We start from the raw sequence: 21,664 nt of genomic DNA, 5'->3' as shown, positions 1-21,664 counted from the left end.
GTGAGTCAATGGAATTGAGATTTAAAATCTTTTGTGCAATCGCCTTGCTGTTCTTTCAAGTACCAGTAAAGGCTAGTGTTGATGCATTGATAATCCAACAAAAAAATGCTGACAACAATACTTATCATGAGCAAAAGATCGATAAGAAGGATGTTTACTCTAACGCGAAACTAAAAGCATTTGAGCTGGATGATCTTCCAGCCGAAAAGAACTGTTTTGTTATAAAAGAACTGATTCTGGATAACAATTTTCTGAGAAAAAAATTAGAAAACAATATCAAGAAGAGTGTTGTCGGGCGTTGTGTGGGCCCAACTGGAATTAACAAAATAGCCACGGCTTTGCAGGATTATTATATTGATGCGGGTTATATTACTACCCGTGTAGATATTCCATCGCAAAATATTTCTTCTGGTGAGCTAAAACTGACTGTCGATGCAGGCCGGATCGACAAAATTATTATTGAGGGGAATGATATTTTACCCTGGATACTGCCTTTTAAGAAAGGCGATATCCTGAATATACGCAATATAGAGCAGGGGCTGGAAAATCTTCAGCAGGTTCCTGGCGTTAACGTTAAAATCGATATCGAACCGGGGTCGAGGAATGGCTATAGTAATGTTTTGATTAACACTCATCGCTTTAAAAAATGGAGCGTAAAAGCAATTTACGATAACTGGGGTGATGAAGCAACAGGGCGCTATCGTGCCTCGGTTATTGGTTATCTTTTCAATGCATTGAAATCCAGCGATCTTTTTTATCTGGCGGGTACCAAAAGCACCACCGGCCAGTATGAAAACATAAGCACGTACTATTCATTACCAGTAAATTACTGGAATTATTATTTTTACTACAGCAAGAGTAAATCTAAACAAAATATCCCGCTCGCATGGACAGCGATGGACTATGTGGGCGACAGCGAGTACTGGAGTGCAAAAGCAGCACGAACACTTTATCGCGACAGTAGTCGAAAGCTGACGGGCAGCGCAGAATTTATACGCAGAAACTATAATTACACGATTGCGGGAGAAGAGCTGGCGTTACAAAAACGTAATATGGGTAACGTGAAGTTCGGCATCAACTATAAACAGCAGCTTGCAGATGGGAATTTGAGCGCAACGCTGTCATGGCAGCGTTTTCTGACATGGTTCGGCGGTGAAAAAACACCCGATATGGTTTATGGCAACGTGAGTTCAGCTAGCCAGCTGTTTAACCTTGAAGGGAACTACACGAAGCAATTTAGCAATAGTATTTATAGCATGAATTTTTTCTCTCAGTATACGCCGGATGAGCTGACGTTGCAGGATCAGCTAACGATTGGCGATCGCTGGAGCGTGCGTGGTTTTGAAAATAGTGTGGGGCTAACCGGAAACAACGGTTTCTTCGTACAAAATACGCTGTATCGCCCCTTAGGATTTCTGCTTGCGAACTATTACATTGGCGTGGATTTGGGACAAATTAAAGAGGATATCTATTACGGTGATGAATTCATCGTCGGTGGTGCGATAGGTCTTCAGGGGAACTTTAAAAGCCTTGAGTATGACGTTTCCGTTTCGGCACCCTTCAAATACCCGGGCGATCTGAATGTCGATAAAGCAAATATTAATTTCAATTTTTCTTACCAGATATAGTTAAGGATTAGCGGTATCATGCGTATCGGTACGGATATAGTAGAAGTTACGCGTATTAGCCGGGCGATTGGTCACGGTGACAGTGGCTTTCTTGCGCGCGTTTATACGGAACAAGAAATAATTAAAATTAATATGGCTGACCCCGATTATGAGCGGGCTTCTGGATTTTGGGCGGCGAAAGAAGCTGCAGTAAAGGCGCTCGGATATGGTTTTCGCGATGGCATTAAATTTCATGATATTGAAATTATTCATGATGAATATGGCTGTCCGCATTTTAATTTTACGGGAAGAATGAAAGAGATGCTCGATGAGAAAGGTCTCACTCAATCGTCCCTCAGCATCTCACATTGTCGGACCCATGCCATAGCGGCAGTGGTTCTTTATTAACTTAATGGTTCTCCCTGACTATGTACAAGTTTAATGATCTTAATGAAAAAGCGGTTCTTGTAACTGGAGCCAGTGGCGATATCGGTCTTGCGATCTGTGCCAAATTCCTTGACCAGAACTGCTGTGTCTATGCGTTATATAATTCAAATCCGGTACAGTTGATGGAGTTGAAAGAGACGCATCCGGCAGGACATAACATGCATGTTTTACAATGCGATTTGGCCGACCCGCAAAGCGTTACTGCGTTATGCCATCACCTCTCTGAAGTTGCCGGTAAGATCGATGTACTGGTCAATAACGCCGGTATTGTCAAAGATGCCCTCTTTGCTTCGATGAGTTTTGAAGACTTTAGCCAGGTTGTGGAAACGAATCTGTTCAGTATTTTCCGCCTGACCAAAGAGGCGATGAGTCTGCTCCGCTCCTCTGAAAGCCCGGCGATTGTAAATGTGTCGTCGATTGCGGCCATTGTCCCAAGTGTCGGCCAGATTAATTACAGCGCCTCAAAAGCGGCCATCCTTGGTTTCACCCGAACGCTGGCTGCGGAAGTGGCTCATTTCGGTGTGCGCGTAAATGCTGTAGCTCCAGGGATGATTGAATCCAAAATGGTTAAAAAAGTTTCGCGCACCGTGGTGCGTGGCGTCACCCAATCCATTCCATTACGTCGTCTGGGCAAATGCGAAGAGGTTGCCAATACCATTGTCTGGTTAAGCTCATCTGCTTCAAGTTATATCGTTGGCCAGACCATCGTCATCGATGGCGGCCTGGTTATGCGGTGATTTATGTCTAAATACAGTATTCCTTCGAAGATATTTCTTGAAATGGGGGGCTGGCGCCAGCCCCTGATGATGGTCGACAGAATTGATGACTTCAAATATGGCGAAAACGGTTATGTAAAGGTAGTTAAACACGTAACGTATAACGACCCATATTTGTTGGGGCATTTTCCGGACGATCCGATTATGCCCGGTGTGATTATTTCTGAGATTTTTGGGCAGGCTAGTGAGTATCTCTCGTTCTTTACGGATATCTGCGATATCTACGCCGAGCGTTATAACGAAGAGCTGAGATCGCTGCAGGATATCCATGCGCGTATTACCAGTAATGAAATGCTGGAAATTATCCGCACCCGCCGTGCTCAGGTTCGGGGTGTTCTCGCAGCACAAAATCTGAAGTTTAAAGAGATCGCTTATCCTGGCGACTCGATTGAAGTTACCAGTAAATTGGCTTTTTCTGACAGTAACGGCTTTAAGCACTACGCCGTTACGGCCAACGTCGGCAAAAAGCTGATAAGCCACGGAACCATTATTAACTTCCGTGAAATATATTAATCCTATAAGGGGCTTGAATCATGTCTACTATGAATGACGATATTGAACAGCGCAAAAAGGTTTTGCTGACGATTAAAACCGAAATCATTCAGCGACTGAATATCCAACGCGATGTATCACAGATTGATGATGACACTGCGCTGTTTGGCAATGGCCTGAAACTGGATTCCGTGGATGCGACAGAGATTGTTGTGTTGTTGGATAAAGTTTTCGATATTAAGGTGAGCGAAAGTGATGACCCATCTTATATGCGAAGCATTAATAGCCTGGCAACATTTGTCATCCAGAAGCAAAACGCTTAACAGGATTAGCGCTTAAAAGGAATTTTGCATGAAATCTCTTTCTGATATTCACTCAAAAAACAACGCCATCCTGGGCGTTTACAATAATCAATCCGTTCCGTCTGCATATCATGATCCGCTTGTTGAATATAAAGCCGTACGTGAAAATGCACTGCTGGTAGATTATTCACATATGTCGATTGTCAGCGTGATGGGTGAAGATGCCTGGATGCTGGTTAACAATCTGGTTTCTGCGGACATTTCTATCATTCGTGATGAGCAGGGAATTTACTCTCTGGTGCTTAATGAAGATGGCACAGTGCGCGGCGACGTCTATGTGCTTTGCACTTCTGACGGCTATTACATCATGTCGGAAGAACTCCCGGCAGCGGAGATTATCGCGAGCCTGAATAAACTCCTTGAAAAAGCGGATGAACTGGATATCCAGGAAACGCCAGAGATCCAGGATATGCGTGAGGAGAACTGGGGCGCAATTATGCTCGAGGGACCTTATTCCTGGGAGATGATGTCAGAAATTCACGGTTTCGATATTATCGGTCTGCCTTATTATGAGTACATGAATACTGATGAGGGATTGATCATCTTCCGCTGTGGGAAACATGGCGAATTTGCTTACACCCTTATTGGTCAACAAGAACAGCTGGTTGAGCAGTGGTTGAAGCTGCTTGAAATCGGCGAGAAGTATCTGATGCAAACCGGTGGTCTGGATTATCAGAAACTGGTGCGAGTGGAAAACCCAGGCTGGAATGCGGCGTTTTACGCTGAATATGGCCTGAATCCTGTCGAATTGCAGATGCAGTGGGCCGTCCAGTACGACAAAGAGAGTTTTGTCGGTAAAGACGCGGCAGAAGCGTTATCCCACAGCTGCGTTAAGCACAAGATCATTGCCATGATCGTTGAAGGTGAATGTGCTGGCGTTGAGGCTGGCGACACCGTCTTAGCCGAGGGGCAGGCTGTAGGTAAAGTCATTAAAGCCATCTTCTCTCCTGCCCTGCAATGCTTCATTGCTCTGACGCTTTTGGATTATGACTACGCCTGGTCAGATATTAGCGGTTACGCCATTCAAACGAATACAGAAGTCGTCGAGGCAAAAACCAAAAGCATGCCATTTATTTATAACCTGAGCATGCTGGTGAACCCGACCGAGCACAGCTTTGTTGATGCCTCAAAAAACAAAAGTGCTTTGAATTAAATAACAGACCAGCGTACAGAAAAATAAGCGGTTGCCATCATCCGGTTAGTTATCTGTGCGCTGTCAATTCTCTGTAAATATTGGTAGTAACACTTATGAAAATAAGCAGAAAAAGAGTTGTCATTACCGGGATGGGAATCCTGTCATCTCTGGCTGAAAATATGCAGGACTTCAGAGAGGCTCTTCTGAATAAACGCAATGGCGTCGCGGATAGTGAGCGCTTTGCAAAATGGTTTGAAGGAGCAAGAGCCGCTGAAGTTTTGCATGATATCGATTATTCGGAACTCCCGGAAGGCATTGTCGAATCACTCGATAACGCTGCGCTTTGGGCATACAAAGTGGGCAAAGATGCGTTAAACCAGGCTGGCCTGCTAGGAAAGAAAGCCGATCTCAAAGAGACCGGGATGATCGTGGGTGTCTCTTCAGCAGGAACGGAAGCCTTTTTGCCGCTCTTTGAGCAGCGAATTGCTGATTTCTCTTTACGAAAAGCGCTTTTTTCGGGGGGCTTCTCTTCCTGCTGTTCCAGCGTATCCACGCTGCTCGGCCTGAAAGGCGGCGTAGAGCTGGTTGCTACCGCCTGTACCGCCAGCCCTAACGCAATCGGCATGGCGTTTGACTATATCCAGAACGGCAAGAGTAAAACGATGCTGGCCGTCGGCACGGAGCCTATCTACCTGCCGACCTTTGCGGGCTTCTATGCGCTGAACGTGATGCATCCGGAAACCTGTACCCCCTTCTCTGGGCAGTCTGGGATGTCTATCGGCGAAGGTGCAGGGGCCGTTGTACTGGAAGAGTACGAACATGCCGTTGCCCGCGGCGCCACCATTTATGGTGAAATTCTCTCTTACGCTACCTCCTGCGACGCATTCCACGAAACCGGGCCCGATCCACGTGCCAGCGGTGCCGTGCAGGTGATGTATAAAGCGATGGAGAATGCTGGCGTCACGCCGGACCAGATTGAGTACGTTAACGCGCATGGCACCGGTACTGAAGCGAACGATCGCATCGAAACGATGGCGATGAAAAAGGTCTTCGCTAATAATGAGAAGCTGTTAGTCAGTTCTACAAAATCCTACTTTGGCCACAACATTGGTGCGGCAGGGATTGTTGAACTGATTGCTTGCCTGGCTACGCTGCCAGATAAACGCGTTCTGCCAACGCTGAATTTCTCCAAAGCACGCCCTAACTGCGATCTTGATTACGTACCGAATGAGTTCCGTGATCAAAAAATCAACCTGTTCATGAAGAACAACTATGCCTTCGGCGGCAATAACTGCTGCATGATCCTGAGCATGGAGCCTTGTACTGTTCCGGTCACATCCTACGACAGCAAGCGAGTAGCGATTTCAGGCGTAGGGGTTATTTCGGCGATTGGTCATTCGCTCAACGAAATCCTTGAAGGCGTCTGGCAGCGCAATAACAAGGTCGAGCTGAGCGGCGTTACGTTCCCTGAAGATACGCTGGAAGAAGCGAAAGAGTTGCTCAGTGTTCTGGATAACTCCAGTCAGTTTGCCGAACTGTTTGGTGAAGAGTACAGCTTCAGCAGTGCAAAACTGCCGGAAGAGGAAGAGAACTTTAAAACCTTCCAGGTGACCGGTCTGGAGCCGCGCAAACATCTCCGTCGTTTCGATCCACGTAAAGCCACGCGTGGCGGCACCTTTGCCCTTATCGCGTTGAACGAAGCGCTGGAACAGGCGAAGCGGAAAATCAAGCGCGATGGCGATCAGCTTGGGATGATCATGGGGATGTCCCGTGGTCCGCAGGAAACGACGTATAAATACCTGCAAAGCCTGAAACCCGATCCACGTAAGGTGCGGACTTCAGAGTTCCCGGGCTCGCTGATGAACTCGATCCCAACCTTCTGCGGCATTTCCGAAGGGATTAAGGGCTACACGACCACGCTGGCGACCGGCGAGAATGCGGCATTAGGTGCCCTGACCTACGGTTATGAAATTGTGCGTCAGAATTTGCAACCACAGGTTATTGTCGGTGGGGCAGATGAATATTTCCCGTCAATGTCGCTCTATATGGACGCGGTAACGCAAAAAATCCATATGACCTCTAATGCCAGCGACTATCAAATCTATGGCAAAGAGCCAAAAGGTTATGTGCCTGGCGAAGGGGCGTGCATGCTGGTGCTGGAAGATCCGCAAACGGCGGCAGCGCGCGGCGCTGACGTCCTGGCGGAAGTGGTGGGGTACGGTAAATCCTGCAGCAACAGCTTCTTTGATGCCTCAATGATTGATGAAAAATCAGATGCCATGGCGCTGGCTATTGAGCGCGCGTTGGCTGATGCAGGCATCACGGCACAAGAGATCGATCTGGTCTGCGGCACCAGCAATGGCAATGTCGACAGCGCCCAGGTTGAAATCTCTGCTATTTGCAAAACACTTATCGACGCCAATCCGAACGTGCCGGTCGTTAACTACAATGCCTGCTTCGGTTTTGTTCCTTCTGCTGCCGGTTTACTCAATCTCGCCGTCATTATTGACTGCTTTAAGAAACAGTCTGTTCCCGCCATTCCTTATACCGAGGAGTTTTTCGATCAGCGAATTAACTTTGTTCGCGAACCGTTACGTCTTGCGCTTAAGCACGTCTTACTTGTTGGCGCAACGGAAGGCGGGAACTACTACGCGTTTGTGATTAAAGGATAATATTGTGAATAATGCCGCTATCATTTCAGGTTTCAGTTGTTGTTTGTCATTTGCTGAAGACAGTACTCAGTTAATTGAACGTCTAAAGCAAGGGGCACGTGTTGACAGAAAACCCTGGTTTGCATCTGATGAAGAAGCAATTAAATGTGGTTTTGACAGTAATAAATATGTCGGCAGACTGAAACACTTAGAAGATCGCGCATTAGAACAGGTTTATGACCTGATAGAAAAAACGCTCGACCAGGCAATGCTGAGTACGCAATGCCTGGCGGGCGATAACGTCCGGGTCTACCTTACCGGTATTGGTCCGCGCGTGGACGCTATTCATTATAACTCTCTTTATAATAAGAGTGACGTCGAAGATATTGTTTTCGTTAAATCTCTGGCGAAGTTGAATGCAGCGAATATGTCGCAGGATATGTTCTCCGGCAACGTTGCACGTAAATATCACCTACGATATTTACCGCCCAATATGAACTGCACCAGTAATTCATCATTAACGGCGATTCATCTTGGTTGTCAGGCTATTGAGCATGGCGGGGTTGATTTAGTTCTGGTTGTAAATTGCTCCCAGATTACTACGCAGGATATCTGGTTTCTTGAAACCCAGTCTATGCTGGACAGCCATCTGGTTCAGCCGTTTGGTGAAAACAGCAAAGGCGTACTCTTTTCTGAAGGGTTTAGCGCTCTGCTGCTGGAAAGCGACAGTCATCGCCAGGCCAGGGGCGTAAAGGGAGGCATAAGTCTGCAAACGGCCTACACACAGATCAGCGCGCGCAGAAGTAATGACATTACCTGGCTCAGTAGCAGTATGTTTAAAGTTATGCAGAAAGCCGTTAAAAATGCTGATGTTAATCCGGAAGACCTGTGCGCTATTATTCCTCACGCTAACGGCTCTTCATTAAGCGATAAAGCGGAAGCAAATGCGATAGGCATGTTCACCGATGGCCATGTCATCCCCGTTCTTGCCTGGAAAGGACAGGTGGGATATACCCCTACGGGTTCAGGTATTGTTGATTTAATTATTGGTCATCATTCACTGACCCATAATGAGCTCATTTCTGCGGTAAGCAACGACACGATTATCGATGCCATGGCGCCGTATCTCCTGGTCGATTGCGGTGTCATTAAACATGATAAAAAACATCTGCTGAAAACAGGTGTGGGCGTTGATGGTTCTATTATTAGCGCGGTATTAACGCAGCTCGATAAATAAAAAGGAAGAGTTGAATGTATTTATCCTCATTTGCGCTTATCGAGCCAGAAGACAAGTTTTATTTCTACCAGCCCAGCTGGTTGAATGCCCGGGAAGCCAATCTGTATCATCAGGGATTGCAAAACACCCATGCTGCAGGCTGGGGTTTTAAACGTTTCGGAACCGATCCGGAGATCTATCCCGGAGAGATGATCCGTAATCCGAAATACAGCGATTACATCGAAGCGATTGAGCAGGTCGGCGACAATGCTCTGCAATCCCTCTCGCCTAAAGAACGTGTGAAGCTGCTGAAGTCCCGGACGGCATTTATCTACGCGGATTCCTGGGGCGAGTCTGGCCTGTTTGAGAATACCGACAGCGCCTTGCACATCTCAATGATCGATACGCTGCCAAAGAATCTGGTGAAAAAATTTGCGATCAGCGAGCCGACTTGCAAAATTCGCGGCGAGAAACAGGCATTTACCCAGGCAATGCGTGTAGCGCAGGATTATTTGCGCTGGGACGTGTTTGATTACGTGGTGATATGTGCCGCATACCGCGCGGTGTTATCGCTCGTTTTTTCTGACGAAGGTAGCGAACATACGCGCCTGCCAGCCCGCGCGAAGAGTACAGATAACCTCAACTTAACGGTGGAACGTACCGGTTGCTTTATTTTTAGTCAGCATAAAAGCGACATCCGCGTGAGTGGAAATAAATATGTTATGGCCGACAAAATTGAGCACACAGGCGAAATTGACCAGTTCGCTTTCGCCGGCCTGCGTAAAGATCTGCTGATCCGTTCAGACTTATCACAAACTGACACGCTCGATCTTGTTGATATCTACGGCAACAGCGGTTGTTTGACCCCTGCACTGAGTTTTGAATATCTGAACCGGCATCCTATTGAAACGGGAAAATTACGAACCATCATTCCCGATCGCCTTACTGGTTACAGCTATTTCGATATTGAATTTTGTAAGGAGTAACACCAGCGCGATGAGTGGAATAATTAAAGAACTCCCGGTAATTGCTTTAAATAACATCTACAAAAGCTACGGCACCGGTGAGGGGAAAGTTGAAGCGCTGAAAGATATTAATCTTGAGATAGCGAAAGGGGAGTTCCTGGCGCTGTGTGGCCCTTCCGGCAGCGGTAAGAGTACGTTATTAAACGTTCTTTCCGGCATTGATAAACCGACTGCCGGAACCGTGATGTTTTTGAAAAAATTGCTGAATACAATGCCAGAAGAGCAACTGTCGGTCATCCGCGGCAAGCATCTGGGCTTTATTTTTCAGTTTTTTAATCTGATGCCGGTATTAAACGCGTTCGATAACGTGTTTTTCCCTCTTGCGTTGAATGGCCACTTTACTAAAAAAGAGGCGAAAGAGAGGGCGCTGCATTTTCTTGATAGCGTGGGGCTGGCCGGCTTTATCGATCGCAAACCGGGGCAACTGTCGGGCGGGCAGCAACAGCGCGTGGCGATTGCAAGGGCGTTGGCCCATGAGCCACAGGTTGTTATTGCCGATGAGCCCACCGGGAATCTCGATCTGGCAACGGGCGAGGCGATTCTGGATTTAATGCTGAAAATTAATCAGGAAACCCGTACTACGTTCATTATTTCAACGCACTCAAGCCAGTTAAAAGAGCGCGCAAACAGGGTGGTTGAAATCAAAGATGGAGAGCTGGTTGATGCAACTGAAGCGTAATTATTTGACTCTGTGCTGGTGCCTGCTCTGTGCAATATTCAGCGGTTCGACGCTGGCTTCAACCGTTCCGACAGTAGAGAAAATCATGCAGAGCGGTTTTCCGGCACATCCTGAGGCGCTGGCAAAGGTAAATGATGAATTATTCGCAGAGTATGTCGCGAATAAAAACGTCACCTCGCTGATTTTTTACGCCTACGGCATCCTGCGTCTGGCGGAACATTACTCTACCGCCAATGACTTTATCCATGCTTACGAATATGCCAGGACCGGCTTTTTCTATCTCGACGAAGCGGTTGATAGTCATGAGGATAACCTGCTTGTGCGTTACTTACGCGCGCGGGTAGATGCCTATACGGCAGGGAGTGGCCGCTGCGTGGTGACGCTTAAGGATACGGCGATCATGCTGGAACAGCGCCCGGTACTCAACGCAGGACTGATCGAGCATATAAACGCAATGCGCTATCGCGCGCTGATGAACTGTCAGGAGCCGCAAAAGGCCAACGAGGTTCTGGCGCAGCTCAGGCAGCAAAACCCCGGCGCAGCAGATTCGCTGATTTCTGATACTGCACCGCTTTGGGATATGAATGAAGTCACGCAGGTATTAATACCGATGGTAAAAGGGAACTAAATGTCCAGGGAAGTTTTATTCATCAACATCATCGTTGCGCTGATTCTGCTCTTCGTCCTCGGGTGCGTGCTGTTTCGCTTCCGGGATGTGAAGTTTGCATTTTTAAACCTTTTTCGCCACAAGCGTCGCTCTTTTTCAACGATTGCCGCGATTGTGCTGGGCGGCGTGTCGATATTTCTCTATGGCGGATTCATCGACTATTCATTCTGGATCCTGAAAGAGCAGACGATCCGCACCAACATTGGCCATGTGCAGTTCTACAACCAAAATTACTTTGAGACATCGAATAAAAATAAAAGCCTGATTGAAAATTATACTCAGCTGAAACAGGCCATTCTGGAGACGCCCGAACTGGCCGAAAATATTTCGACCCTCTCCGGGCAGCTGGAGTTTACCGGTGTGATCTCGCAGTACGAGAATGAAACCTCCAGCTATTTTTCCGGGCTGGGTATTGAAGCGTTACCGGCATTAAAGCTGGGGTCTTTTGACAAAATTATCTCCGGCAGCGATCTATCGCGTATCCGGGCCGACGAAATTACGCTGGGTAGCGGGTTGGCGAAAACGCTTAATACGAAGTATGACGACTGGCTGGATGCCATGGTGGTTAACACCAGAGGGGGGCAGGGTGCCTTGTCACTCAAGGTGAGAGGCATTTTTGCGTCAGGTATTAAAGACTATGATGATGTGGCTATGAAGCTGCCGTTGGCTACCGCCCAGCGTATTATGGGCACAGATGGCGTAAGTAAGGTGTTGATCCTGCTAAAGGATGACGATAGCGCCGCCTTCGCTGCGAAATTGCGCCAGTTTATTGCCCGTCACCAACTTCCCCTGATTGTAAAAGAGTGGAAAGAGGTCTCTCTCTTTTATCAACAGGTAGAGGGGCTGCTGTCCGGTATCTACTTCTTTATTAAGCTCATTGTCGCCCTGATCGTAATTTTTATGATTAGCAACGCGATGACCATGAATATCATTGAGCGTACACGCGAAATTACAACGCTCAGGGCTATCGGTTTAAAACCGCTCCGCGTCACGCGTCTCTTCTTCCTGGAGGGGATCTTCGTGGGTATCACCGGTGCGATTGGGAGTCTGACGCTGGGGCTTATTATTGCCTCGGTTATCAATTTGTATGGTATTGAAATGCCGCCTTCACCGGGCCAGACGACGGGATATACCGCATTTATCAAAACCAACAGCCCTTCGCTTATCTGGATCACCCTGGTTTTGCCAATATTAACCGCCACGGGAGCGTCAATCCTTCCTGCTTTGCGCGCATCAAGACTCAATATTTCGGATGCTTTTAAATTTTCGTAAGGATACGAAATGAACACAGTACTTATCAGGCGAGCACTTTCCGGCTTGTGGCTCTTTTCAGCATGCGTGTTGGCAACATCTGTTGATAACAATGCGCTGGAAATCATTCGTCGGGCTGATGAAGTGCGCTCGCCGAACAAACCTTTTCGCTATACCACCACCATAACGGAATACAAGGATGGCGTAGCAAAGCCGGACGCTAGGCAGGTTCTGGATATTTCTATGCGCTTTATGAAGCCTGAAGGTGAAACCAGGGCTGATGCCCGTTCACTGGCGCGTTTCATCTATCCCCCGCGCGATAAAGGAAAGGTACTGCTCTCAGACTGGTATGACTTATGGTTCTATACGCCTGAACTACGTCGTCCTATCTCCGTTTCGCGCCAGCAAAGGTTGATCGGGCAAATTTCCAATGGCGATGTGATTGTCACCAACTTCGAATATGCCTACGACGCCACGCTGTTAGGGCAAGAGCCCTGCGGAGATAAGCGCTGTTATAAGCTCTCTCTGACGCGTAAATCCCCTGAAGTGACCTGGCCAAAGGTGATGTATTACGTCGAGACGGACGGCGACAATCGCCCTTATAAAGCGGCGTATTACTCACTGGATGACAAATTACTGAAGGAAGTGCTTTACCAGGATTTCCGGATGGTGCTGGGTAAAATGCGGCCGACGAAAATTGTGGTGCAGGAGGCCCGCCATGATAAAAGTTACTCCGTGATGGAGTACAGCGACGTGCGTCTGGAGTCCTTGCCGGAATACCACTTTACCCGGGAATATATTCAGCGAGGGGCAAAATGAGAACCTCTCTGAACACGATACCGCTGCTACTGCTCATGCTGTCATTCGACCTGTGGGCAGACTGTTTGACCGGCGCCGATGTGGCAAAAAGCACGGATGTAACCCTATTCGAACAGGTTTCCCACGTTAACAGGCAGGCTTTAATCTGGCGGATTAACGGCAAAAACCCCTATACCCAAAACAATACGTTTAACAATCTCGGCCTCAAGCTCAGCGGCGGATGCTCGGTGATTGATAACAAGCTGGCCCTTGATTACACGCTGTACGGTTTGACTTACTACTCTGTGCATACTCCCGGCAAATTTGAGGAGGATGATCATCGCTCGCGTGCGCTGATCGATCGGCTCAGCCTCGTTTACACGATCTCCGAAAGCATCCTGTTGGAGGCGGGTAAGCTCATAGCTAAACCGGGGCTGTTTTTATTACGTTCACCCTCCGCGTTGCATCGCGCCTATTCGGCAAGTTTTAAGTCCACACGACTCTACGATCCATCAATGGCTGCGGGATATGAGGAGTCGCCATGGGCGGCCAAACTCTCAGCAGATACCCGCGACTGGTCGTTGTCGCTGACCGTGGTACCAAAGCTGGCGGATATTGACAGACGTTATGAGTCCGCGGGCAACTGGTCTGCGGATCAGCGCAGCAACAGCAGTGAAGAGTACCTGTTGAGCTATACCGACAATCGCTTCGGTGACTACACGCCTACGTTCAACCTGAAGCTGGGAGACAGTCACTCGCTGGCGATGGCGAACAGCTATAGCTACAGCCCACAACTGGTACTTAATGCCGAAGTGGCTTACCACGCCGAACAGCAATGGCGACATCTGTCGGAGCAGAACGCTGCGAAAGTAGAGAATTACCAGTTTCCTTCCTCGCTCTATAGCACCAGGCAGAAAGAGGGCGTCGAACTGGCCGTGGGGGGGCAATATACGTCAGACAACTTCAGCGTGTACGGCCTGGAATATTATTTTCAGAGCGAGGGATATTCCCGCGCGCAGTGGCGTAAACAGACCGATCTCATTTCGTTCCTTAATACGCGCACCGGATATAGCGTTGTGGATCGAGCGTTTGACTCATACAAATACCTGATGGCATCGGAGATCAGTAACACCGGCAGCAAAGGAATGTTGCAAGGCAAACACTACCTTAACGCCTGGGCCAGCCTGCTGTCAGACGATCAATCCAGGTTGCAGCCCTATCTGACAGTCAACCTGATGGACAGCAGCGCTATGTTCGGTGTGCATTACAGCACGCCGTTAAACAGCATTGATGAAAGGCTTGAAGCCTATACCGGGGTATTTACCTCACAAGGAAGCTCAGACTCTGAATTTGCGCTCTTCGGTGACACGCTGGGCGTTTATTTAGGTTTTAAATATTATTTATAAGGGAGTGGTTATGGCGATGAATACTCTTTCACAACCTGTGGTGGCCCTTTTTTCAGGGCAGGGTAATCCGGTAATTGGTATGGGGAGTGACGTGTGGGACAAGAGTGTCGCCACGAAGAATATCTGGGATTGCGCCAGCGATATTTCCGGCATGGATTTGCGGCGCCTCTGCCAGAAAGGCCCCATGAATCGACTGGTTCAAACGACAGTGCAACAGTTGGCCGTGACAGCCATCAACGTGACGCTCTATACCCTGTGCCGTGAGCGATATGAAAATATGCACATTGTCGGCTCCTGCGGCCATAGCGTGGGTGAATACAGCGCCCTGTATGCTGCTGGGGCGATCTCGCTGGAAACGCTGTTTCGCACCATTCACTTCCGCGCCAGCACCATGCATGAGGTGAGCACGAAGCACAAAGGCTCCATGCTGGCGCTGAAAGGGGTGAACTATGCAACCCTGAGCGAGATGATTGCCTCCTCAGGTATCGAACTGGATATCAGCTGTGATAACACGCCTAATCAACAGGTGATCGGCGGAGCGCCTTCTGCGTTAAGCGAATTTGCCAGGACGCTGGCGGACAACGGTCTCGACCCGGTGAAGCTCGGCGTAAGTGGTGCCTGGCACACCCGGTTGATGGCCGACGGCGTGCAGTTAATGCGCGACTTTTTAGCGACTCAGGAATTCCATCCTGCGCAGCATGACGTGCTGATGAACGTAACGGCGCAGGCGACCTCCGACCCGGCGCAGATAAAAGAGAACCTCTCCCTGCATTTAACCCATAGCGTTAAGTGGACCGACAGCATGAAGCATTTTTTAAGCGGCCCGGTTGAAACCGTTTTTCTTGAGATCAGCAACAAAGCCTATCTTGGACAAATGCTTAATGATTTTGCCGGGTTTGATCCTGAGCGCGTTTTGCATTGTAGAAAAGTTCTGGCAATTTAAGAGTATTGATATGATTCCCGATTATTTACGGTTTATTCGTTTTCAGGATAGAATGATTCTGCTGTTTATCTATCTGATTACGTTGATACTGCTGGGTTTTTACTGGAAAAACACGGACTTTACATTTACCCGCGATGATGCATGGGTGGTCAGTGCTATCTTTGCGCTGGTACTCCATAACTTTATTTTCGATCTTAAGGCTTATTGGGCATATAAATGCGTCGTCAAAAACATTGATTTGTCGTTCTTTAAAGATAAGACTAATAAGAAAATTGAGATAGTTATGTTTAAGCCTTTGGTGGCTGTAACGATCTCATTATTCATCTTTGGTGCATTATCCAGCACGCTTTTTTTGTTAACTACTCCGGGCATCGTGTTAATTCTTCTTGCCATGTTTGTCCCGCTGATAATCTGGGGAATGTTTGCCATCATTCGAAATGGCTATGTCAAACAGGTCGCGATTTCTTTTGTGGATAAAGTGAGGTGGAAGAGTCTCACCCGCTATATGCTACCGACCATGTTTATCGGCATTATCATGAACCTGCTGGTAATTGGTCCGCTGCGGCATAGTGAACAATTTGATTTCAACGGCGCTTATTTTACTCTTAAAGCCATTATTACAATGTGCGTTTTGTGTACCATCGTATTTGCGCTCAGTCTATTGTCACTGCTCATTTCAAAAAGATATGTATTTCTGGGTCATCTTTTTTTGAATGAAATTGATTTTACCTTCTCAAAGACGCTCCCCTGGCGTTCGCTTTATGACAAACCACACTGGCTACAGTTGGTGATGCTACTGATTGTTGAAGCTATTTGGGTGACGGTGGTTGCGCTTCTGTTCGCCTTTGCAGAGTGGCAGGTTTGGTTTGAGATTTATTACCTGCTCTGTTATTTGCCGTTTTTCAGCTATTACATAATGCGTTGTTACTGGAAATGGCATAATGACTTTATTATGTCCTGCGATATGTATATCCGTTGGGGCGAGATCAGTAAACAAACCCGGCTGTGGTGATCAACATTATGCCGTCAGCTTCATGCTGGCGGCATAATAGCAACGCCTGTATAAGGCTAAAGATATTTTAGAAGGGAAGGGGTGTAACGCTCCAGAAGCCCAAAAGCAAAAACCCGCCTTTTGGGCGGGTTCTTTAAATAGTGATGCCCGGACCCGGACTAACGCCGCAGGCGTTGAACAGCGCGCTTGCCGCGCTGGCCCCGAAGGGGTGAGCCGCTTGCGGCGAATAATCGAACGTAGTTCGATGAAGAGTCCGGCTCTCAGAAAGCAAAAACCCGCCTTTTGGGCGGGTTCTTTAAATAGTGGTGCCCGGACTCGGAATCGAACCAAGGACACGGGGATTTTCAATCCCCTGCTCTACCGACTGAGCTATCCGGGCAACGGGGCGCATTAAACCCGATCTACCCTCTGCCGTCAATGAAATTTGTAGATTTCGCTACTGACCGCACACTCTGTCGCCACTTTGCTGCAATATCAGGCAAAAAACGCTGTCCACAGGGCAGAGAGCGGCATAGCGAGCACCAGCGCAGGCAGCATATTCACCACTGCAAACATCTTGATACCGCAGATCCGCAGCCCTGTCGCCAGCAGCAGCAGGCCGCCGACGGCGGTAAAGTCAGCCATCATCGCCGGGGTGGTCAGCGGGAGTATCAGCGTGGCGCAGGTTGCAAGTGCAAGCTGGATAAGCAGCATCGGCACGCAAATCGCGGAAACCGCGATACCCAGGGTGGTTGCAAAAATCGTTGCAGTAAAGAAATCCAGGAAGGATTTAGCGATAAGAATGCTGGGGTCGCCGGTCATCCCTTCGTGCATTGCGCCAAAAATCCCCGTGCCGCTGGCGCAAAACAGAATAATGATGGCGACATAGTTCTGGATATAGGCATCGTGACCACCGCCTTTCTGTTTACCCCGGGCGAGCAGATTTTTCGCTTTGCCGACGGCGTCGTTAATTCCTTTTTCCAGATAACAAAACTCGCCGATCAGCGCCCCAAGCAGTGTTGCCAGCACCATTACCGGCAGGTTGGCGCACTTGATGACCAGAAGAATGCCAATCCCCATAGAGGCAAGGCCGAAGATTGAGGGCATGGAGGAGCGAATACGCTCCGGTAATCGCTGGCTAAGCACGGCGCCAAGTACGCCGCCCAGCAGCACGGCTCCGGCATTAATGAACGGTCCTGTAACCACTATGAACTCCTGTTATTTAATCATTGATATTGCATTATTATTACTCTTTTCAGTGAGTAATCGCCAAGTTTAATCCCGTTTTCTGCATAATGATTCCTCCTTGCGCCCCTTGGCGAAAGGTGACATTATTGCGCGAATTTTCTCCTCTCAGATACGGGGCCGCCCATGAACAGACTCTCTCTCGCTGCGCGAATGGCTGGCCGTATCGACACAATCTATTCTACGCTCACCATGCGGTGAGGGTAACGCAGGCTCACTGCAGGACAACAGTAAAACCAGACGCGTTCTGTTTTTACTGATGTCTGGCGGTCGGAGCTGAACTCCGGTCAGACACATTCGTTGGGCAGGGGAACTCCCTGTCCGGGGCTTTTTCTCGCCTTGCACGGGTATTTGCGCTTATGAAATCAATGAAAATTGCCGTCAGCCGTGAGCTGGCCTCCGCCTTATCCACGCACCGGGAAGTGGTGACGCTGGATAACACTGATTTTACGGATGTGGCGGCAGTCGTCATTACCGTCGCTGAAAGCCGCAGCGGCATTCTCGCATTGCTGAAACGCACCGGTTTTCATTTACCTGTTTATCTCTTCTCACCAGAGCCGGTAGAAGCGCCTGCGGGTGTCAATGCAGTAATCGACGGCAAGGCACAGGAGTGGTTAGAGCTGGAAGCGGCGGCCTGTCGTTACGAAGAGAACCTGCTGCCGCCGTTTTTCGACACCCTCAGACAGTATGTAGCGATGGACAACAGCACCTTTGCCTGTCCTGGACACCAGCACGGCGCATTCTTTAAGAAGCATCCCGCTGGCCGTCAGTTTTTCGATTTCTTTGGCGAAAATGTCTTTCGTGCCGATATGTGCAACGCCGACGTCAAGCTCGGCGATCTGCTGATCCACGAAGGTTCCGCCAAACATGCGCAAAAGTTCGCGGCGAAAGTGTTCAATGCCGACAAGACCTATTTCGTGCTTAATGGTACTTCTGCCGCCAATAAGGTCGTGACCAACGCGCTGCTGACCCGTGGCGATCTGGTGCTGTTTGACCGCAACAACCATAAGTCCAACCATCATGGGGCGCTGATCCAGGCGGGTGCCACGCCGGTTTACCTCGAGGCGGCGCGTAACCCGTTTGGTTTTATTGGCGGCATTGATGATCGTTGTTTTGACGAGACGTACCTGCGGGAGCTGATCCGCGAAGTGGCGCCGGAAAAAGCCCATGAAGCGCGCCCGTTCCGCCTGGCGGTGATCCAGCTCGGCACCTATGACGGCACTATCTATAATGCCCGTCAGGTGATCGACAAGATTGGCCAACTGTGCGACTACATTCTCTTCGACTCGGCGTGGGTAGGCTACGAACAGTTTATCCCGATGATGGCCGACAGCTCCCCGCTGCTGCTGGACCTCAACGAGAACGATCCGGGGATCTTTGTCACCCAGTCGGTACATAAACAGCAGGCCGGATTCTCCCAGACCTCGCAGATCCACAAAAAGGACAACCATATCCGCGGCCAGGCGCGTTTCTGCCCGCATAAGCGCCTGAATAACGCCTTTATGCTGCATGCGTCGACCAGCCCGTTCTATCCGCTGTTTGCGGCCCTTGACGTGAACGCCAAAATCCACGAAGGGGAGAGCGGACGGCGGTTGTGGGCCGAATGCGTTGAGATGGGCATCGAAGCGCGCAAGGCGATTATCGCCAACTGCAAGATGATTAAGCCGTTTATCCCGCCGGTGGTGGCCGGGCGTCCGTGGCAGGATCATCCTACCCATGCGATTGCCAGCGAGCTGCGTTTCTTCAGCTTTGAACCGGGGGCGAAATGGCACGGCTTTGAGGGGTATGCCGAAGAGCAGTACTTTGTCGACCCGTGCAAGCTGCTGCTGACCACGCCGGGCATCGATGCTGAAAGCGGGGAGTACACCGACTTTGGCATCCCGGCGACCATTCTGGCGCACTACCTGCGCGAGAAAGGCATTGTTCCGGAGAAGTGCGATCTCAACTCCATTCTTTTCCTGCTCACCCCGGCGGAGAGCGCCGAGAAGATGGCGCAACTGGTGGCGATGCTGGGCCAGTTTGAACAGCACATTGAAGATGACACCCCGCTGGCAGATGTCCTGCCAACCATCTGGAACAAATATCCGGTGCGCTACCGCGACTACACCCTGCGTCAGCTTTGCCAGGAGATGCACGATCTGTATGTCAGCTTTGACGTGAAGGATCTGCAAAAGGCGATGTTCCGCAAAGAGAGCCTGCCTACCGTGGCGATGAACCCGCAGGATGCTAACCAGGCCTTTATTCGCGGTGACGTCGAGCTGGTGCGCATCAGCGAAGCCGAAGGGCGTATCGCGGCGGAAGGGGCATTGCCATACCCGCCAGGAGTGCTGTGCGTGGTGCCGGGCGAACTGTGGGGCGGGGCGGTGCAGCGTTACTTCCTGGCGCTGGAAGAGGGCGTCAATCTGTTACCCGGTTTTTCTCCGGAATTGCAGGGCGTTTACAGCGAAAAGGATGCGGACGGGATTAAGCGTTTGTACGGATATGTTCTGAAGTAAAAAAACTCCCCCTCCGCAGGGAGGGGGAGTTCACAGATTAATGTGCGACGGTCTGCACGCCTGTTGGGGTACGAACATGTTTGTACTTGAACAGCACCATGAACGCGAAGGCCAGTACCAGCGAGTAGCCTGCAAAGATCAGCCACACCGGCTGCCAGTCGGTAATACCGTTGGTGGTATACATCTCTACAACCTTACCGCTCACCACGCCGCCGAGAATACAGCCGAAGCCGTTGGTCATCATCAGGAACATACCCTGGGCGCTGGCGCGGATTTCCGGACGTACCTCTTTCTCTACAAACACGGAACCGGAGATGTTGAAGAAGTCGAAGGCGCAGCCGTAGACAATCATCGACAGCACCAGCAGCACAGTACCGAAGGCTGACGGGTCGCCGTAGGCGAACAGACCAAAGCGCAGCATCCACGCGAAAATACTGATCATCATGACGTTCTTGATACCGTAGCGGCTCAGGAAGAACGGGATGGTCAGAATGAACAGCGTTTCGGAGATCTGCGAAATGGACATCATCACCGACGCGTGTTCAACGATAAAGCTCCCGGAGAACATTGGGTCGTTATCGAAGCTGTGCAGGAAGGTGTTGCCGAACATGTTGGTGATCTGCAGCTCCGCACCCAGCAGCATGGAGAAGATGAAGAAGATCGCCATGCGTTTGTTTTTAAACAGCGCGAACGCATCCAGGCCAAGCATGGAGCTCCAGCTCTGGTTTTTCTGCTGGTTAGAGACCGGAATGTGCGGCAGGGTCAGGGTGAACAGCACCAGCACGATGGAGAGCGCTGCGCCGATATAGAGCTGCATATGGCTCAGCTCAAAGCCGGAGAAGCTCACCGCCCACATCGCCATAATAAAGCCGATGGTGCCCCAGATACGGATCGGCGGGAAGTCGGTCACGATGTCCAGACCCGCCGTTTTCAGGCGATAGTAGGAGATGGTGTTCACAAGCCCAAGCGTTGGCATATAGGCCAGCGAGTTAAGCAGGATCACCACAAACATCGCCCCCGGCGTGGTTACGCCCGCGGCCATAAACAGCGTGGCCGCGCCCACCAGGTGGCAGAGGGCGTAAAGCCATTTCGCGCTGATCCATTTGTCCGCCACGATCCCGAGCAGGGTCGGCATAAATACCGCGGCAATGCCCAGCGAGCTATAGACCGCGCCGATGGAAGCACCATCGAATTTCAGGGTGACAAACATGTAGGAGCCGAGCGTGGTTAGCCAGCTCCCCCACAGACAGAACTGCAGAAACGACAAGATTTTAAGCTGCAGCTTAAGGTTCATGTTACTTTCCTCACAAGAGAGCGGGCTGTATGTTGGTGTAGAAACATTTGGGTTTTGGATTTGATGCAATTCTATCAGCGAGTGGCGTGATGTTTTGTTACCTCCCGCAAAAAAATGCAATCAACATTAATTTGCAGTTTGGATTGTGATGCAAATAACAATTTCTTATGGGGAAGGCGGGCGG

The 21,664-nt window shown here is 49.6% G+C and carries 19 protein-coding genes and 1 tRNA gene; 17 read left to right on the top strand and 3 right to left on the bottom strand.

Translation table 11 applies throughout. From position 1 onward, the window contains the following. Positions 1-8 precede the first annotated feature (8 nt). The 16 genes from GNG26_RS18630 (at position 9) to GNG26_RS18555 (ending at position 16,467) form a co-directional block, all read left to right on the top strand. A complete protein-coding gene (locus GNG26_RS18630; RefSeq protein WP_156240210.1) occupies positions 9-1,628 on the top strand; it encodes a ShlB/FhaC/HecB family hemolysin secretion/activation protein in 1,620 nt (539 codons plus the stop codon). Between the two features lie 18 nt (positions 1,629-1,646). Then, the gene (acpS, locus tag GNG26_RS18625) at positions 1,647-2,015 is read left to right on the top strand and encodes a holo-ACP synthase (RefSeq protein WP_103822844.1); all 369 of its coding nucleotides are present in this window, start codon (positions 1,647-1,649) and stop codon (positions 2,013-2,015) included. Positions 2,016-2,029: 14 nt separating this feature from the next. Next, the gene (locus GNG26_RS18620; RefSeq protein ID WP_139157077.1) at positions 2,030-2,791 is read left to right on the top strand and encodes an SDR family NAD(P)-dependent oxidoreductase; all 762 of its coding nucleotides are present in this window, start codon (positions 2,030-2,032) and stop codon (positions 2,789-2,791) included. Positions 2,792-2,794: 3 nt separating this feature from the next. After that, positions 2,795-3,343: a 3-hydroxyacyl-ACP dehydratase FabZ family protein gene (locus tag GNG26_RS18615; RefSeq protein ID WP_156239761.1), complete on the top strand. Its 549-nt coding sequence runs from the start codon at positions 2,795-2,797 to the stop codon at positions 3,341-3,343. Between the two features lie 20 nt (positions 3,344-3,363). Beyond that, complete coding sequence (locus tag GNG26_RS18610; RefSeq protein ID WP_156239760.1) at positions 3,364-3,645, top strand: acyl carrier protein; 282 nt, start codon at positions 3,364-3,366, stop codon at positions 3,643-3,645. A gap of 28 nt (positions 3,646-3,673) precedes the next feature. Next, positions 3,674-4,837, top strand: coding sequence for an aminomethyltransferase family protein (locus tag GNG26_RS18605; protein ID WP_156239759.1), 1,164 nt, complete (start codon positions 3,674-3,676; stop codon positions 4,835-4,837). Positions 4,838-4,932: 95 nt separating this feature from the next. Further along, the gene (locus GNG26_RS18600; protein ID WP_156239758.1) at positions 4,933-7,491 is read left to right on the top strand and encodes a beta-ketoacyl-[acyl-carrier-protein] synthase family protein; all 2,559 of its coding nucleotides are present in this window, start codon (positions 4,933-4,935) and stop codon (positions 7,489-7,491) included. Positions 7,492-7,495: 4 nt separating this feature from the next. After that, complete coding sequence (locus tag GNG26_RS18595) at positions 7,496-8,707, top strand: beta-ketoacyl synthase N-terminal-like domain-containing protein (protein ID WP_156239757.1); 1,212 nt, start codon at positions 7,496-7,498, stop codon at positions 8,705-8,707. A gap of 14 nt (positions 8,708-8,721) precedes the next feature. Then, entirely contained in the window at positions 8,722-9,672 is a 951-nt protein-coding gene (locus GNG26_RS18590; protein ID WP_103822839.1) for an ATP-binding protein, read from the top strand. 10 nt (positions 9,673-9,682) lie between these two features. Then, on the top strand, positions 9,683-10,390 hold the full coding sequence (locus tag GNG26_RS18585; protein ID WP_103822838.1) for an ABC transporter ATP-binding protein: 708 nt from the start codon (positions 9,683-9,685) through the stop codon (positions 10,388-10,390). Then, complete coding sequence (locus GNG26_RS18580; RefSeq protein WP_126498288.1) at positions 10,374-11,018, top strand: hypothetical protein; 645 nt, start codon at positions 10,374-10,376, stop codon at positions 11,016-11,018. Before GNG26_RS18585 ends, GNG26_RS18580 begins: the two co-directional genes overlap by 17 nt. Beyond that, positions 11,019-12,329, top strand: coding sequence for an ABC transporter permease (locus tag GNG26_RS18575; protein WP_156239756.1), 1,311 nt, complete (start codon positions 11,019-11,021; stop codon positions 12,327-12,329). Positions 12,330-12,338: 9 nt separating this feature from the next. Continuing rightward, positions 12,339-13,127, top strand: coding sequence for an outer membrane lipoprotein-sorting protein (locus GNG26_RS18570; RefSeq protein ID WP_156239755.1), 789 nt, complete (start codon positions 12,339-12,341; stop codon positions 13,125-13,127). Next, complete coding sequence (locus tag GNG26_RS18565) at positions 13,124-14,512, top strand: hypothetical protein (protein WP_156239754.1); 1,389 nt, start codon at positions 13,124-13,126, stop codon at positions 14,510-14,512. The genes GNG26_RS18570 and GNG26_RS18565 overlap by 4 nt, the downstream gene beginning before the upstream one ends. A gap of 16 nt (positions 14,513-14,528) precedes the next feature. Continuing rightward, the gene (locus tag GNG26_RS18560) at positions 14,529-15,455 is read left to right on the top strand and encodes an ACP S-malonyltransferase (protein WP_370463901.1); all 927 of its coding nucleotides are present in this window, start codon (positions 14,529-14,531) and stop codon (positions 15,453-15,455) included. 10 nt (positions 15,456-15,465) lie between these two features. Further along, complete coding sequence (locus GNG26_RS18555; RefSeq protein WP_156239752.1) at positions 15,466-16,467, top strand: hypothetical protein; 1,002 nt, start codon at positions 15,466-15,468, stop codon at positions 16,465-16,467. A gap of 303 nt (positions 16,468-16,770) precedes the next feature. On the opposite strand, the gene GNG26_RS18545 is transcribed toward GNG26_RS18555, so the two are convergent. After that, positions 16,771-16,846, bottom strand: a tRNA-Phe gene (locus GNG26_RS18545). Positions 16,847-16,941: 95 nt separating this feature from the next. Next, positions 16,942-17,652, bottom strand: a complete 711-nt coding sequence (locus GNG26_RS18540) for a DUF554 domain-containing protein (RefSeq protein ID WP_103822831.1) — start codon at positions 17,650-17,652, stop codon at positions 16,942-16,944. Between the two features lie 398 nt (positions 17,653-18,050). Between GNG26_RS18540 and GNG26_RS18535 the strand changes: the two genes are divergently transcribed. Further along, positions 18,051-20,186, top strand: coding sequence for an ornithine decarboxylase (locus GNG26_RS18535; RefSeq protein ID WP_156239751.1), 2,136 nt, complete (start codon positions 18,051-18,053; stop codon positions 20,184-20,186). Between the two features lie 37 nt (positions 20,187-20,223). Here GNG26_RS18535 and GNG26_RS18530 read toward each other — a convergent pair whose 3' ends face one another. Next, on the bottom strand, positions 20,224-21,480 hold the full coding sequence (locus GNG26_RS18530) for a nucleoside permease (protein ID WP_114316813.1): 1,257 nt from the start codon (positions 21,478-21,480) through the stop codon (positions 20,224-20,226). Positions 21,481-21,664: the final 184 nt, after the last annotated feature.

The organism is Leclercia sp. J807, assembly GCF_009734465.1.
GTDB lineage: Bacteria > Pseudomonadota > Gammaproteobacteria > Enterobacterales > Enterobacteriaceae > Enterobacter.
The sequence above is the reverse complement of the archived record's forward strand: the minus strand, read 5'-3'. Positions and strand labels throughout refer to the sequence as shown.